Genomic DNA, 14798 nt, shown 5'->3' with positions numbered 1-14798 from the left:
AATCAGCGTGTATCAGGCTTTTTATTAGTTTCATAGATATTTATAAAAAGATGACATTAGTGAAATTCCATCCCTCTCTTCTGTTTTAACGAGAAGGGTATTTTATTTCACCAACGTCATATATGGTACAACCATTTCAAAATAAAAATGTTTCATAAATTGTACTATTTTAAAGTAAGTTATAATACGTAACTTACTTTAAAATAGTAATTAAATTACTATGTGTTTTACATGGATTTTCAAGTAAGTTATAATTAAAAGTAATAGAGGTGAGAATTATGAAAGAAACAACAGTTTGCCCACGGTTATCAAAAGCTATGGAACTTATCGGGAAAAGATGGACCGGTCTAATCCTATATCAGTTATTAGAAGGACCCCAGCGATTCAACGAAATTGTATCTTCCTTGCCAGTGAGTGGACGCCTCCTATCTGAACGATTAAAAGAGCTAGAAAAAGAAGGATTAGTAGAACGTCATGTTTTTGCAGAAGTTCCTGTGAAAGTTGAATATTCATTAACTGAAAAAGGAAAAGGGCTAAAAGATGCAATTGCTAACATAGAACAATGGTCAAAAGTATGGTTATCTTGAAAATCACTTGTCAAATAGGTCGTCAATACGCATACTATGTAATGAAAAGAGTTAAGCGAAAGGATTTGGCTTTTCATGAATAAACATCGTTGGTTTGACGATATCACAGAAAAAATTTCACACGAATCAGTTAAAATAGATGAACCTCTTAACTTGCACACAATGACGAAAATGGGTGGTCGGGCAGATTTGTTTGTAGCCCCGTCGACAGAAGAAGAAACCATTTTTGTTGTGGCATATGCTCATCGTAAACAAATTCCATTGTTGTTACTTGGTAATGGTTCTAATATGGTGGTCAGAGATGGTGGTGTGCGCGGAATCGTCTTGAACTTGTCTAAATTAAATCGAATTGAGATTAATGGGACTCGTGTGTATGCCCAAAGTGGTGCCGACATAATTGATGCATCAAAAGAAGCAGTGAAAGAAACTTTAACGGGCCTTGAATTTGCTTGCGGTATCCCAGGTTCTATTGGTGGTGCGATGGCGATGAATGCTGGAGCATACGGTGGTGAGATTAAAGATATTATTTTCAGAACGACTGTCTTGACGCAAGAAGGTGTAAAACTTGTTTTGTATAAAGAAGATCTTGAGTTAGACTACCGTATGAGTATAATTACAAAAAAAGGATATTATGTATTGTCCGCAGAATTTGATTTAGCACTAGGTAATCAATTGGCAATTGATTCTAAGGTAGCAGATTTAACGGACTTACGTGAATCGAAGCAACCTTTAGAATATCCCTCTGCAGGTAGTGTATTTAAACGACCTCCTGGTTACTTTGCAGGTAAGTTAATTCAAGAGTGTGAATTGCAAGGTAAGGGGTTTGGAGGTGCGGAAGTTTCAACGAAACATGCTGGTTTCATTGTAAATAAAAATAACGCAACTGCTACAGACTATATTCAAACGATTGAAATGGTTCGCAATAAAGTTCTAGAGAAATTCGGAGTCAACTTGGATCTTGAAGTGAAAATTGTTGGTGAAAACGAATAAAAAAAGCCTCAAATCCTTTTAGGGTTTGAGGCTTTTTACATGCATGTAATGGCAATTACTATTAAACTAAAGAGACAACTAGTGTAAAGACCGGAGGAACCAATGGAACAGTTCTCAACAGATGTTGTTGTATTATTAATGGGTATTTTTCTTTTGTGTGGAGTATTGATGACGAAAATTTCTGCTAGAGCCGGTGTACCTTCACTTATTTTGTTTATATTTTTAGGAATGATTTTAGGCAGTGATATTTCTGGACTAATATATTTTTCTAATGAAAAAGTTGCCCAAATGGTGGGTGTATTTGCCCTTATCATCATTTTATTTGAAGGTGGACTACAAACACAGTGGAAGCATGCACGTCCAGTCCTAGGGGGTTCAATTGTCCTTGCGACACTTGGGGTGGTAATAACAACAGCTATCGTTGCGTTAGCAGCATACATAGTCTTGGATATTGGATGGTTAGAAGCATTTCTCCTTGGTTCTATTGTTGGTTCGACAGATGCAGCAGCTGTTTTTTCAGTATTATCTGGTCAAAATATTAAACAAAAACTAACATCAACATTAGAAGCTGAATCTGGAACGAATGATCCGATGGCGATGTTTTTAACCATTATATTTATTGAATGGATATTGATGCCGGAAATTTCCGCATGGTCATTCGTAGGCCAGTTCTTTATGCAAATGGGACTTGGGGTGTTGTTCGGTTTTGGTCTAGGGTATATCGCATCTAAAACAATGAATAAAATTAAGTTAGATGCGAGTGGACTTTACGCTGTGCTATCAGCTGGCTTTGCCATTTTCATCTATAGTCTAACTGCCGTATTAGGTGGGAGCGGATTACTAGCCGTGTATATTGCTGCCATGATTATAGGGAACCGAGAATTAACACATAGTCACTCAATTTTTAGGTTTCATGAAGGATTTGCCTGGTTGTTGCAAATTACAATGTTTGTGATCTTAGGACTGCTGGTGTACCCAAGTGATTTGTTGAATTGGGATATCATTTGGAAAGGGCTAGTACTATCATTCGTCCTAATTGTGATAGCAAGACCAATTGCAGTATTTGCCTCCACCATTTTCTTTCCTTATAGCAGGAATGAGAAATTATTTATTTCATGGGCTGGATTACGTGGAGCTGTTCCAATCGTGCTTGCAACCTTTCCGATGTTAGCGGGTATTGACAATAGTACATTGTATTTCAATATCGTATTCTTTATCGTCTTAAGTTCAGCTTTACTGCAAGGGGCCACCATTCCGTTTTTCGCTAAATTACTTAAAGTGAATGGACCACCTGTTCCCAAACGTATTCATACGTTGGAACTTGTATCAATGGATCATGCCAATGCAGAAATGTTGGAATTTGAAGTTTCCGAATTTTCACCGTTTGCTGGACAACTCGTCCAAACAATTGGACTGCCAGAAAAAACGCTTATTAGTGCTATTATTCGAAAAGGTAATTTAGTCATGCCTACAGGTGGAACAAAGCTTCAAAAGAAAGATATTTTATATATTCTTACCGCAAAAGAACAAGTAGCCAATGTGAAATTAGTATTATCCGAAGAATTATTGAAATAAAGCTAGTAGGCATGACAATGAGTTGTCGGTGTCTACTAGCTTTTTGTGCTTATTCGCATATCTCGCATTGGTGAGACGATATCTAAAATTCGCGTTGTGATAATCAATCGTGACATTTTAGATGGCCATGCGTTAACATTATCATCATCAGAGTAATTACTAGGGTGTGTTAAATTGAAAAACATTTTATTAGTGGGCACAGGTGGAATGATCGGCGCACTATTACGCTACAGCGTCATGGTAACCACGCCAAATGTATTTGTTTTATGGATTGAGAATGGTGTAGGAAGTTTCATTTTAGGGTGGTTAACAGGACGTGCTGCTGTATCAGGTAAACCGGCGTCGCTATTGTGGACAACAGGAGTCCTAGGCTCATTTACCACCTTTGCAACATTTTCCGCTGAATGGCTTCAATTGATGCAAGAAAATATCATTTTAGCGTTTGTCTATGGGTTAGGTATGACAATATTTTGTTTTGTTGCAGCAGCTCTTGGTTTTAAGTTAGGAGGATATTTAAAATGACTCTCCTGGCAGTTGCAATTGGCGGTTGCTTAGGCGCAGTATTTCGCTATATTATTTCGCTGAAAATTAAAGGAACAAGAGGGATAGTAGTAATCAATTGGTTGGGTTCATTTTTAATGGGTTTCTCACTCCCCATAGCCATGGAAACGAGCTGGTTAAGTATGTTTTGGATAGTTGGATTTTTAGGTGCATTCACAACGTTTTCAACGTTTGCTGTTCAATTCGTGGAGAATTGGATCAAAGGAAAGCAACGAAAAGCAATTAGCTATGCATTGTTCATCCTCCTTGGCGGTTTTGCTTTCGTAAGTATTGGATGGTGGTTAGGATCTCTCGTTTGATTACTGTAAGGTGAATATCGGCTTTGTCTAGTAGAAAATCAAAAGCAATGTGTAAATTGCTCGATATACTATTCAATCAAAAAGGATCCCCACTATGTCAAATTTATTGACGAAGTGGGGATCCTTTTTCTATACAAATACGCCCTTTTCAATCACACGGCCTAAACGACCAGTTGTTGTTTGTGAGAGACGAATAGACTGATAAACTGCTTCTTCCGTTGCTTCAATAGTACCTTGGAATAACTCATTCATTAACGGGTGATCATCTCGTAAAAATGACTGTGTTTCAAATGGATGGTCAGATTCATGAGCAACAGTATTAGCATTTGAGAAAGCGATGACGATATCCCCACTGCCGTTATGTATGTGTGTACCGGTTCGACCGAGTCCTATAGCCGCCCGTCTTGCTAGTCTTTTCAATTGACGCGAATCGATAGGGGCATCAGTTGCGACGATGATGATGACAGATCCATCTGGCTTATCTATTTTATCTTGCTCCCAATTGGAGATTTGACATTCTCCGGCTCTACCGAAGTTCGTCAACACAAGCACACCCAAGGTAAACGCATTATCTCCATGTTCAGCAATTCGAGATGAACTGCCAATACCCCCTTTAACTCCGTAACAAATCATGCCTTTACCAGCACCAACAGCTCCTTGTTGAAAGCTTCCTGGAGCTGCTGCTTGTAATGCTTCAACGGCATGTTCAGGTCGAACGGCTAAAAGGCGCATTGAATTTAAATAACTGTCGTTGCACTCTCCAACAACAAGATTAAGTGAACTAGTGGAGTCACCAATTGTTGGATTCTGCTCCAACATATATAAAAGGGTTCCTTCTAAAACAGCTCCAACACTAAATGTATTTGTGAGCATGATGGGTGATTCCATCAAACCCAATTCTTCAAGTTGAATAAGTCCAACTGTTTTCCCAAAGCCATTTAACACAAAACTTGCAGCATGAACTTTCTGCAGAAAGGGGTTCCCTTCATGCGGCAAAATGGCTGTAACCCCTGTGCAAATTGAGTCTTGATTATTTATGCATTGATCTAAAGTAACATGTCCTACTTGTACACCTGGTACATCTGTAATTAAATTTAATGTACCTTTATTCAATTTCATCAGCTCCTGAGATAAAACAAAGACTGACCAATTAAATGATCAGTCTACATTTAATTATTTTATTAATAATACGGGTGAGTTTACACGTTTGGCCACTTTATGACTGACGCTACCAAGCACCATTTCTTGCAGTGTGTTGAGACCTCGACTACCAATCACAACAACGTCATAATTTTCTTGGTTCGCGTGTTCTACAATTACCGGTCCTGCTTCACCATGCAGTAATTTAATTTCAGTTGAGATACCTTTGGATGTGAACAATTCTTTGATGGGCATGATTTTGTTTTTGCGATCAATATGTAAATCCTCACTACTCATGTTATGAATGTTATTAGTTCGCGCCTTATCGTAATCTAATACATAAAGTAGGGTTACATGTGAACCCTCAGTTGAGTTAGCTAAAAAAACAGCGTGAGAAGCTGCTCTTTTTGAATGTACAGAACCATCCACAGCGACTAAAATTTGTTTATACATATATACCACCCTTAGAAAGTAATCTTTTTACGCCATTCAATTTTTCTATTGAAAGTTTTCCAAATGAAGCAAAAGAAATGGCTTATATAATTTATATATTCTCTAATGTCTACTGAAAGTCCTTTTTTCATCTGAAATATTAAAATAATAAAGGCACAGAAGCTGACAATAGAGATGATGTCTTACTTCTTCACATGTAAATAGAGACATGAATGTCCTTGCTATTGAAACTTATCGAGCATATACTGAAATCAATAATCAAATGGACGTTTGAATGAGGAGTGAAATGATGAAAACAGGAGTATGCGAAGTAGTATGCGTTCATGAAGAAGATGTAAAATACGTTCAACAAAACTTGCCAGATTTAAAGGGCATGACCTTAATTTTTAAGGCTTTAGCAGATGATACAAGATTGAAAATTTCATATGCATTAACACTTCAAAATGAATTATGTGTGTGCGATGTAGCAGCGATTATACAATCTTCAACCGCAACAGCTTCTCATCATTTACGCTATTTAAAAGATATCGCTTTAGCTAAGTCTGAAAAAAGAGGCAAACTCGTATATTACCGACTTGCCGATCATCACGTCGGTCAGCTTGTGAAGATCGCTTTTGAACACGCGAAAGAAGGGGAAGAACATGAAAGCACTTGAGAACCAGGAGTTTCGATTAGAAAACTTAACATGTGCGAATTGCGCTATGAAGTTTGAGAAGAATATTCAATCCCTGCAAGAAGTTACCGAAGTCAACGTTAATTTTGGTGCATCAAAATTACGTGTGATAGGGCCTGTAACTGTTAAAGATTTAGAAAAAGCAGGAGCATTTGATGGCATTAAAGTTATTCCAATAAATTCTAAGCGAACAATTGAATACAACCCCTTTTATAAACGAAAAGAAAATATCTTGACGTTTCTATCCTTAATTTTATTAGTGGTAGGTTTAAGTATTTCATTTCAAACGACTGTAGCAGACTCATATGCAATTGCCTTTTTTGCTTTATCCATGGCTATTGGTGGCTATGAAATGTTTTGGAGTGGGTTAAAAAACTTGTCTCGCTTCTATTTTGACATGAAAACGCTCATGACCATTGCCATCATTGGTGCTGCCATTATTGGGGAATGGCGTGAAGGTGCTGTGGTGGTATTTTTATTCGCAGTGAGTGAAGCACTTGAGGCTTACTCAATGACCAAAGCAAGGCAATCAATTCGTCAACTTATGGATATTGCCCCCGCACAAGCGATCATTCGTAGAAATGGTGAAATACTCGAGCTAGCAACGGAAGATATAATGATTGGCGATACGCTTGTTGTAAAACCAGGACAAAAAATTGCGATGGACGGGGAAGTATTGTCTGGTCATTCTTTCATTAATCAAGCGCCCATTACAGGGGAATCAATGCCTGTAGCAAAAGCAAGTGGAGACGAAGTGTTTGCAGGAACTTTAAACGAAGAAGGGGCTCTCGAAGTTCGTGTAACGAAACGAGTCGAAGATACAACTATTGCGAAAATCATTCATTTAGTAGAAGAAGCGCAGGGTGAAAAAGCACCATCTCAAAAATTTGTTGATCAATTTGCCAAGTATTACACACCAATTATTATTTTAATTGCGTTACTTGTTGCAGTTATCCCTCCTTTATATACAGGCGATTGGCAAGTTTGGATATATCAAGGTCTTGCTGTGTTAGTAGTAGGTTGTCCTTGTGCGCTCGTTGTTTCAACTCCGGTAGCAATCGTTACAGCAATTGGAAATGGGGCTAAACAAGGTGTCTTGATCAAAGGAGGCATTCATTTAGAAGAAATGGGTCGCTTGCAAGCCATTGCTTTTGATAAAACAGGCACCTTAACAAAAGGTTTTCCAGAAGTAACTAATTTATCTACTGAAGCTTCGTTTACACAAACGGAAGTCATTCAAAAAGTGGCGTCAGTCGAGGCGTATTCAGGTCACCCAATAGCACGAGCGATCGTGACATATGCGTCAGTTCAAAATATAGAGCACTCACCAGTTGAAAATTTTCACTCAGTTACTGGTAAAGGTGTGAATGCCACAGTTGATGGAGTAGAAGTCGCTATTGGTAGTTTGAAATGGGCAGAAGAATCTACGACAATTACAGTTGATGTAAAGGCAGACGTAGAAATGCTTCAACAACAAGGGAAATCGGTGATGGTCGTTCTTTTCAATCATCAATATGCTGGTCATTTAGCCGTAGCGGATGCGATAAGAGAAACCAGTCCAACCATTATAAAGAAATTGCGAGAACTTGGGATTAAGCATATGGTTATGTTAACAGGAGATCATCCAATAACAGCTGCCGCGATAGCTCAAATGCTGAATTTGACGGACGTCAGAGCAGGATTAATGCCAAATGAAAAACTACATGCGGTAAAAGAATTACGTAGTGAATTCGGGCGTGTGGCTATGGTTGGAGATGGCATGAATGACGCTCCAGCACTTGCTGCCGCGACGGTTGGTATCGCAATGGGTGGAGCTGGAACTGATGCGGCACTTGAAACGGCAGATGTTGCTTTAATGGCTGATGATTTAGAAAAACTTCCTTACACCATTCAATTAAGTCGAAAAGCATTGCGTATTATTAAAGAAAACATTATGTTTGCTTTAGGATTAAAAATAATAGCGTTACTGCTGATCATTCCTGGATGGTTAACTCTTTGGATTGCAATATTTGCAGATATGGGTGCAACGTTACTTGTTGTTTTAAACTCAATGAGGTTACTGCGCATTCAAAAATAACGCAGTTCGGGGGGAAAGTATGCGATTAACAGAGTGGACAATGGAAGAACAAGAACAATTAATACATTTTATGACTACAAACACATGGCCATATCATGGTAATTCGAATCCTGCGAGGGAAATTATCGAAAAAGCAATTGAAGAAGGCGGCTACGAATCAGACGAAGTCAAAACCTTCTGGGTAGAAAACGAAGAACAACAAAAAGTAGGAATTGTTAAAGTGTTTGATTTACAAGATGAAATCCCTGTCTTTGACTTACGTATCGCAGAAAGTCACCGTGGCCATGGTTATGGTCCAGCTGCACTTAAAAAAGTAGCTGAGTATGTATTTAATCTAGCTGAAAAGAAAATTCGTGTAGAAGGTCATACACGTCAAGATAACTTTGCGATGCGAAAAACATTTGAGCGAGCGGGATTTGTAAAAGAAGGACATTTGCGTAAAGCTTGGTTTTCACCAAAAGAAAGTTCTTATTACGATGCCATCACGTATGGTATTACAAGAGAAGATTTCATAGAAGGCACAACAACGCCTGTCTTGTGGGAGGATCAACAAGGGACGGAACAAGCACAATCAAAAGTTCATATCTCAATGCGCACATTCCCAGATTCATTTGAATCTGAGCGGTTATTAATTCGTGCACCAAAAGTTGAAGATGCTCCAGTCGTTTGGGAAAGTATTAAAATTTCGCATAAAGCATTAAAACCTTGGATGCCATGGGCTCAAAAAAATGAGGAAATCGAAGGTACGACTGAAAACTTAAGACAAGCAGCCGCGGATTTCATAACAAGAAAAGATCTACGACTTCATTTGTTTTTAAAAGAAACGGGTGAGTTTATTGGGTCAAGTGGCTTTCATCGTATTAATTGGGATATTCCAAAAGTTGAAATTGGCTACTGGTTAGACAGTCGTTTTGAAGGAAAAGGCTATATGACTGAAGCGGCCGAGCGTTTAACTGAGTTTGCATTTGAAGAACTTGGTGTGAGAAGAGTAGAGATCCGTTGTGAGACAGACAATGTAAGAAGTCGAGCGGTGGCTGAAAGATTAAAATTCACATTAGAAGGAATACTAAAACAAGATTCGCTTTCCTCAGACGGAAAATATGTTCGTGATACGTGCATTTACGCGAAAATAAAATAATAAAAGGGATGTCCACATTGCGGACATCCCTTTTCATTTTATGTTACAGTTTTCGTTTACCTGATATTAATTGTACGATTAATACTATACCTGCAATCAATAATATTAAGTGAATTAAACCTCCGCCAATTTTAAGTACAAGTCCGAGTACCCAAATAACGATTAATACAACGATAATCATCCATAAAATTCTACCCATATAAATTCATCCTCTCTGCTTAAAGCGTTGCTAATAATAAGTTACCCCATAATATTTAAGATAAACTAGTTAGATAAAAATTCAATAAAATAGAGCAAGTCATTCCCATACATTTGAGAACAGTAAGCGACTATAGTACACTTATATAAGCTATGGGAAGAGAGGACAGAGTGAATGCCGACACCTAGTATGGAAGATCATATCGAACAAATATATATTTTAATTGAACAAAAAGGATATGCACGTGTTTCGGATATCGCTGAATCTCTATCAGTACTTCCTTCTTCTGTAACGAAAATGGTTCAAAAACTAGACAAAGACGGATACTTGATATATGAGCGTTACCGAGGACTAATGTTAACATCAAAAGGTTTGAAATTAGGGAAGCGTTTAGTTCATCGTCATGATTTGTTGGAACAATTTCTACGTTTAATTGGCGTGCAGGAAGACAAGATATATAAAGATGTAGAAGGAATTGAGCATCACTTAAGTTGGAATTCCATTGAGCGAATTGGTGACTTAATTCAAGTGATGGAAGAGGATCCTGATTTTCTTATTAAATTAGAAAAACTCAAAGAGCAGTAAAAAAGATGAATGAAAATGCGAAAGGAGTGTCCAGTTTGAGTGAATTATTATCGGGAGAAATTGTTGACTTGCAAGTAAAGTCTCAAGAATCTTCTAAATGGATATTATCCAACGGAGAAATTGAAGTATCAATTAACGAGTCTGAAGCACCAGAAGAAGTTCAGATAGGCGATACAATTAAAGTGTTTTTATTTAAAGACCGTCGAGGCAATTTAAGTGCAACTTCCTCAATACCACAAATTACAAAAGGTGTGTATGGTTGGGCAAGAGTCATTAAAACTGAAGAGCGTGTAGGTTCATATGTAGATATCGGTAGCTCACGTGAAGTTCTTGTGAAAAGTTTTGATTTGCCAGTAATTACCCAACTTTGGCCAACTACTGGTGATCATCTATATATGACTTTAAGAACAGATTATCTAGGCGATTTATATGGTCGTTTAATAACAGAAGAAAAAGTTATAGAGTCGTTTATTGAAGCTCCTACAACAGTGTCCAATGAAAACTTAAAAGCTCGAGCATATCGTTTACTGCCAGTTGGATCATTTTTAATTACCGTACCTGAAGGGTACAGAATATTTGTTCACCACACAGAACAAATGGCTGAGCCTCGTTTAGGTGAAGAAGTCGAAGTTCGGGTAATTGGCATAAAAGAAGATGGGTCATTAAATGGCTCGATGTTACCGCGTAAACAAGAAAGATTAATGGACGATGCAGAAACTTTATACCGCTATTTACAAGATGTAGGCGGTAAAATGCCATTTACAGACAAATCATCTCCAGACGAAATTTTCGAGATGTTTAAATTGAGTAAAGCCTCATTTAAACGTGCTTTAGGTAAATTAATGAAAGATAGAAAAATCGAACAAAAAGATGGTTGGACTTTAGTCAAGTCTGACATTTAGCTTTAAAACTGGTACAAGAAGATTGGGGAGATTAAAGGCTCACCGAAACTTTTTGTACCTTTTCTTCGTATTATCAAGAGGCTAGCATTTTTCTGAAAAAATTTGCTTGCCCAAAATGAAAGAAAAGTTGTTTTGAGAGGAGAACTTTCTATGAAAAAGAATATTGTACGTTTTGCTTCAATTTTACTAGTAGCTTCATTGCTTATGCCTTCAGTAGCTCTAGCAAGCACTGGCTCATCGTCTGATGACGGGATAAATGAAAAATTCGGATTACCGATTGTGGTATATGGAGCAGATTTAACAGAAACAGAAAAACAAAGTGTTAAAGATAGCCTAGATGTAACAAATGAATCTGAAGTAGAAGAAATTTCAGTGACAGGCGAAGATTTAGTGAATTACATTAAAGATGGAGATTCATCTGCTCGCATGTTCTCATCTGCTAAAATTACGCGTCAAGATGCCGGTAAAGGGTTAGTAATCGACATTGTAACTGAAGATAACATCACACAAGTAACAGCTGAAATGTACGAAAATGCAATGTTAACAGCTGGAATTGAAGATGCTATAGTTGAAGTAGCGGCGCCTAAAAAAGTAACAGGTCATTCTGCTTTAGTAGGGATTTATAAAGCATATGAAGTTAGCGGAGAAACACTAGACAAGGAACGCACAGATGTAGCAAATGAAGAACTTTCAGTGGCAACTATTCTAGCGAACAAGTCCGGAATTGACGAAGCGAAAGTAAGTGAACTTTTAACAGAGATTAAAAAAGATATTGCAGAACTAAACCCAGCAACTAAAGAAGACGTTGAAAAAATTGTACAAGATCAACTAACCAAGCTACAAATTGAGTTAAGCCCAGAAGATCGTCAATTATTAATTGATTTAATGGATCGCATTCGTAAACTGGACATTGATTTTAGTAAGTGGTCGGACCAATTAAATGATTTAAGTAAAACGATTGAAGATAAAATCGGTAATATTGTTGATAATGAAGGTTTTTGGCAAAGTGTTAAAAACTTCTTTAACAATTTGATTGATTCAATACGTTCTATGTTTAACTAAAATTTCCTCTCATGGAGGTTACGGATTGCTTTTAAAGCAGAACTAAAAGCTAGAGAATGAAAGAGAAGTGCGAGGTGACTTTTGTCACTTTGCACTTCTCTTTTTCCTACAGGCAATATTGCGTTGGTTGTGTATCCTTCGCTAGACCAAAACTTTAACGTGCATACATTAATTTTGGTCTATGAGAGAATAGACACTTTCCATATAGAAAACAGGCTGCCGAAGATTCAATTTCGGCAACTTTTACTTTATTAAGTGTTTGCCATACCATAACGTGCTTCTCATCATCAAAAAGATTAGGTTTTAGTATCGAGCGATACTGCATTTTCTGTCAGATGTAATGTAAATAAAATCGCATGAATTGCACATTATATAGACACATGATAAAATTTTAAAAAATCTCGAATTCGAGATATTTATTTGTAGGAGGAATCTTAATGGAATTAGCGGGGATTCATCATGTATCCGCCATTACAGCAAACGCGGAAAAAAACTTCGATTTTTTTACCCGTATATTAGGTATGCGACTCGTAAAAAAAAGTGTAAACCAAGATAATACATCATCGTATCACTTATTTTATGCAGACGCAGTAGGTACACCAGGAACGGATATGACATATTTTGATATCCCACATGCTGCGAAGACAGTAGCCGGAGCATCAAGTATCAGTAATACAGCTTTTCGTGTAAAGAGTGAAGCTGCTTTAACTTATTGGAAAGAACGCTTTACACAAGATCAAGTTCAATTTGAAGATGTGATTGAACGTTTCGGTAGAAAAACGATGTATTTTGAAGACTTTGAAGGATCTCGTCTTATGCTAGAAGTTGATGACGGTAAAGGTGTTCCATATGGTATACCTTGGACAAAATCTAGTGTACCAGAAGAATTTACAGTGGTTGGTTTAGGTCATGTCACGTTAACCGTGCGTAAAGCAGAACAAACGCAACTAGTTCTTACTGAAGTATTGGGCTTCAAAAAAGTCGGTTCATATCCTTCCCTTATGACAGCAATGCCTGACATCACTGTATATTCTATAGGTGAAGGCGGTCCAGCATCTGAAGTGCATATTGAAGAACGACCTGATTTAGCTTTTGAACGTCCAGGTCGTGGTAGCGTTCATCACGTAGCATTCAGAGTGAAAACGTTTGAGGACTATGATAAATGGGAAGAATTATTACGATCAAAAGGATTTATGACTTCAGGTAAAATCGATCGCTATTACTTTAAATCGATTTATTTCCGGGAACCAAATGGAATCTTGTTTGAACTAGCAACGGATGAACCAGGATTTGCGACAGATGAATCCGTGGATACATTAGGAGAAACACTTGCTTTGCCGCCATTTTTAGAATCCCGCCGCGAACAAATTGAAGCTTCTCTCCGTCCGTTAACGTTTAAAGATTGAATTATGCTACACTAACAAAAAGGAGTGGAAGTTTATGGAGTTTCAGTATAAAGAATTAGGTCATGATGCGTATGCATTTGTGTATGGAAAAGATGGTCAAAATTTAGGGGAAATTACATGGACATTGATGGGTGATGTAATGGTTATGGATCATACATTTATATCTCCAACTCTTCGAGGTCAAGGGAATGCCAAGAAGTTACTTGATCACACAGCTGAATTTGCTCGTGAAAAAGGCTATAAAATGGAAGCAGTTTGTTCGTATGTAGTAACTGCATTTAATCAATCTGATGAATATGAAGATCTTAAAGCATAAGTAAAAGGCAAACCACTAATTGAATTAGTGGTTTGCCTTTTATGTTCTATTTTTAATCCTTAAATTTGAGTAAAGACAACTAAAATTCCCGTTAGAACTGAAGCGCCTAAAATAGTATACATAAAATCTGATTGACTAAATATTATTTCTTTCTTTTCCATCGTTTCATCCACTCCCTATTAATTTGCTATTACTCATTTAATACCCGTAGCATCTTTTTTTAAACTTTTTTAAAACAAGTTTACTCATAGTTTATGAGGGGAATGTTAAAAATATGAAACCATTTAGGTGAATGATTCGTACTAAACTAGTAGATTAAAAGGTGAGGTGAAGGAATTGAGTAGAACAGGTGAAAAGGCTTTAGGAATTATAGGTATAATTTTAAATGCAATCTTCTTAGTTTTCGTCACACTAGCTGTTTGGGGAGCATCGACAGCAGATAAGGTTGAACTAAAACAGTTCTTTGAACAAGAAATGGAAATGACAGATCCAACAATGACTACTGAAGACATCACAATAATGAATGATACTATGGATGTTGTGATAGATGTAGTAGGAGTTGTAGGTTGGATATTAGTCGTGACATTGTTAATTAGTGTAATTTTAAGTATTATTGGCGTAGTAAAAGTATCTAAGAGTCCTAAGGTAGCAGGAATCTTATTTATCTTCTCGGGTATGCTATCGGGAATTATTTTATTAGCTCCAATACTATTTTATATCGCTGCAATCATGTGTTTCGTGCGCAAAACACCTGATCGTCGTGAAGATGATCCCTTCTACAACAATGATAATCAAGCGATGAGACCACTATAATAAAACGCCGGTTAACACTTAA

The 14798-nt window shown here is 37.3% G+C and carries 17 protein-coding genes; 14 read left to right on the top strand and 3 right to left on the bottom strand.

The annotated features are described in order from the left end of the window. Positions 1-278 precede the first annotated feature (278 nt). From C406_RS0115835 to C406_RS0115815, 5 genes are all read left to right on the top strand, one after another. Positions 279-587 carry a winged helix-turn-helix transcriptional regulator gene (locus tag C406_RS0115835; RefSeq protein WP_017381636.1) on the top strand — a complete coding sequence of 103 codons (309 nt, stop codon included), beginning with the start codon at positions 279-281 and terminating at the stop codon, positions 585-587. Positions 588-662: 75 nt separating this feature from the next. Next, positions 663-1577, top strand: coding sequence for a UDP-N-acetylmuramate dehydrogenase (murB, locus tag C406_RS0115830; RefSeq protein WP_017381635.1), 915 nt, complete (start codon positions 663-665; stop codon positions 1575-1577). Positions 1578-1679: 102 nt separating this feature from the next. After that, positions 1680-3152, top strand: coding sequence for a potassium/proton antiporter (locus tag C406_RS0115825; RefSeq protein ID WP_017381634.1), 1473 nt, complete (start codon positions 1680-1682; stop codon positions 3150-3152). Between the two features lie 174 nt (positions 3153-3326). Further along, positions 3327-3674, top strand: coding sequence for a fluoride efflux transporter FluC (locus C406_RS0115820; protein ID WP_017381633.1), 348 nt, complete (start codon positions 3327-3329; stop codon positions 3672-3674). Then, a complete protein-coding gene (locus C406_RS0115815; protein ID WP_017381632.1) occupies positions 3671-4012 on the top strand; it encodes a fluoride efflux transporter FluC in 342 nt (113 codons plus the stop codon). The genes C406_RS0115820 and C406_RS0115815 overlap by 4 nt, the downstream gene beginning before the upstream one ends. A 129-nt stretch (positions 4013-4141) precedes the next feature. Here C406_RS0115815 and C406_RS0115810 read toward each other — a convergent pair whose 3' ends face one another. Beyond that, on the bottom strand, positions 4142-5125 hold the full coding sequence (locus C406_RS0115810; protein ID WP_017381631.1) for a P1 family peptidase: 984 nt from the start codon (positions 5123-5125) through the stop codon (positions 4142-4144). 60 nt (positions 5126-5185) lie between these two features. Further along, positions 5186-5605, bottom strand: a complete 420-nt coding sequence (locus C406_RS0115805; RefSeq protein WP_017381630.1) for a universal stress protein — start codon at positions 5603-5605, stop codon at positions 5186-5188. A 289-nt stretch (positions 5606-5894) separates the two neighbouring features. Here C406_RS0115805 and C406_RS0115800 point away from each other — a divergent pair, with 289 nt between their 5' ends. The 3 genes from C406_RS0115800 to C406_RS0115790 are packed head-to-tail and all read left to right on the top strand — an operon-like array spanning position 5895 to position 9493. Next, positions 5895-6260 carry an ArsR/SmtB family transcription factor gene (locus C406_RS0115800; RefSeq protein WP_017381629.1) on the top strand — a complete coding sequence of 122 codons (366 nt, stop codon included), beginning with the start codon at positions 5895-5897 and terminating at the stop codon, positions 6258-6260. Next, positions 6247-8355 carry a heavy metal translocating P-type ATPase gene (locus tag C406_RS0115795; protein WP_017381628.1) on the top strand — a complete coding sequence of 703 codons (2109 nt, stop codon included), beginning with the start codon at positions 6247-6249 and terminating at the stop codon, positions 8353-8355. The genes C406_RS0115800 and C406_RS0115795 overlap by 14 nt, the downstream gene beginning before the upstream one ends. 19 nt (positions 8356-8374) lie before the next feature. After that, positions 8375-9493, top strand: coding sequence for a GNAT family N-acetyltransferase (locus C406_RS0115790; RefSeq protein ID WP_017381627.1), 1119 nt, complete (start codon positions 8375-8377; stop codon positions 9491-9493). 43 nt (positions 9494-9536) lie between these two features. On the opposite strand, the gene C406_RS20565 is transcribed toward C406_RS0115790, so the two are convergent. Further along, on the bottom strand, positions 9537-9692 hold the full coding sequence (locus C406_RS20565) for a lmo0937 family membrane protein (RefSeq protein WP_017381626.1): 156 nt from the start codon (positions 9690-9692) through the stop codon (positions 9537-9539). A gap of 174 nt (positions 9693-9866) precedes the next feature. Between C406_RS20565 and mntR the strand changes: the two genes are divergently transcribed. From mntR to C406_RS0115750, 6 genes are all read left to right on the top strand, one after another. After that, positions 9867-10277: a transcriptional regulator MntR gene (gene mntR / locus C406_RS0115780; protein WP_017381625.1), complete on the top strand. Its 411-nt coding sequence runs from the start codon at positions 9867-9869 to the stop codon at positions 10275-10277. A gap of 35 nt (positions 10278-10312) precedes the next feature. Then, positions 10313-11179 carry a CvfB family protein gene (locus tag C406_RS0115775; RefSeq protein ID WP_017381624.1) on the top strand — a complete coding sequence of 289 codons (867 nt, stop codon included), beginning with the start codon at positions 10313-10315 and terminating at the stop codon, positions 11177-11179. Positions 11180-11329: 150 nt separating this feature from the next. After that, complete coding sequence (locus C406_RS0115770; protein WP_017381623.1) at positions 11330-12241, top strand: DUF1002 domain-containing protein; 912 nt, start codon at positions 11330-11332, stop codon at positions 12239-12241. A 437-nt stretch (positions 12242-12678) separates the two neighbouring features. Continuing rightward, a complete protein-coding gene (locus C406_RS0115765; RefSeq protein WP_017381622.1) occupies positions 12679-13647 on the top strand; it encodes a ring-cleaving dioxygenase in 969 nt (322 codons plus the stop codon). Positions 13648-13681: 34 nt separating this feature from the next. After that, a complete protein-coding gene (locus C406_RS0115760; protein ID WP_017381621.1) occupies positions 13682-13963 on the top strand; it encodes a GNAT family N-acetyltransferase in 282 nt (93 codons plus the stop codon). Between the two features lie 336 nt (positions 13964-14299). After that, the gene (locus C406_RS0115750) at positions 14300-14776 is read left to right on the top strand and encodes a DUF4064 domain-containing protein (RefSeq protein ID WP_017381619.1); all 477 of its coding nucleotides are present in this window, start codon (positions 14300-14302) and stop codon (positions 14774-14776) included. Positions 14777-14798 lie beyond the last annotated feature (22 nt).

This window comes from Paenisporosarcina sp. TG-14, assembly GCF_000297555.1.
Classification (GTDB): domain Bacteria; phylum Bacillota; class Bacilli; order Bacillales_A; family Planococcaceae; genus Paenisporosarcina; species Paenisporosarcina antarctica.
This window is presented reverse-complemented; position numbering and strand designations above follow the sequence as displayed.

Coding starts and splice junctions, on each gene's coding strand:
- C406_RS0115835 (WP_017381636.1), top strand. CDS start 279: ATGAAAGAAACAACAGTTTGCCCACGGTTATCAAAAGCTATGGAACTT.
- murB (WP_017381635.1), top strand. CDS start 663: ATGAATAAACATCGTTGGTTTGACGATATCACAGAAAAAATTTCACAC.
- C406_RS0115825 (WP_017381634.1), top strand. CDS start 1,680: ATGGAACAGTTCTCAACAGATGTTGTTGTATTATTAATGGGTATTTTT.
- C406_RS0115815 (WP_017381632.1), top strand. CDS start 3,671: ATGACTCTCCTGGCAGTTGCAATTGGCGGTTGCTTAGGCGCAGTATTT.
- C406_RS0115805 (WP_017381630.1), bottom strand. CDS start 5,605: ATGTATAAACAAATTTTAGTCGCTGTGGATGGTTCTGTACATTCAAAA.
- C406_RS0115800 (WP_017381629.1), top strand. CDS start 5,895: ATGAAAACAGGAGTATGCGAAGTAGTATGCGTTCATGAAGAAGATGTA.
- C406_RS0115795 (WP_017381628.1), top strand. CDS start 6,247: ATGAAAGCACTTGAGAACCAGGAGTTTCGATTAGAAAACTTAACATGT.
- C406_RS0115790 (WP_017381627.1), top strand. CDS start 8,375: ATGCGATTAACAGAGTGGACAATGGAAGAACAAGAACAATTAATACAT.
- C406_RS20565 (WP_017381626.1), bottom strand. CDS start 9,692: ATGGGTAGAATTTTATGGATGATTATCGTTGTATTAATCGTTATTTGG.
- mntR (WP_017381625.1), top strand. CDS start 9,867: ATGCCGACACCTAGTATGGAAGATCATATCGAACAAATATATATTTTA.
- C406_RS0115770 (WP_017381623.1), top strand. CDS start 11,330: ATGAAAAAGAATATTGTACGTTTTGCTTCAATTTTACTAGTAGCTTCA.
- C406_RS0115765 (WP_017381622.1), top strand. CDS start 12,679: ATGGAATTAGCGGGGATTCATCATGTATCCGCCATTACAGCAAACGCG.
- C406_RS0115760 (WP_017381621.1), top strand. CDS start 13,682: ATGGAGTTTCAGTATAAAGAATTAGGTCATGATGCGTATGCATTTGTG.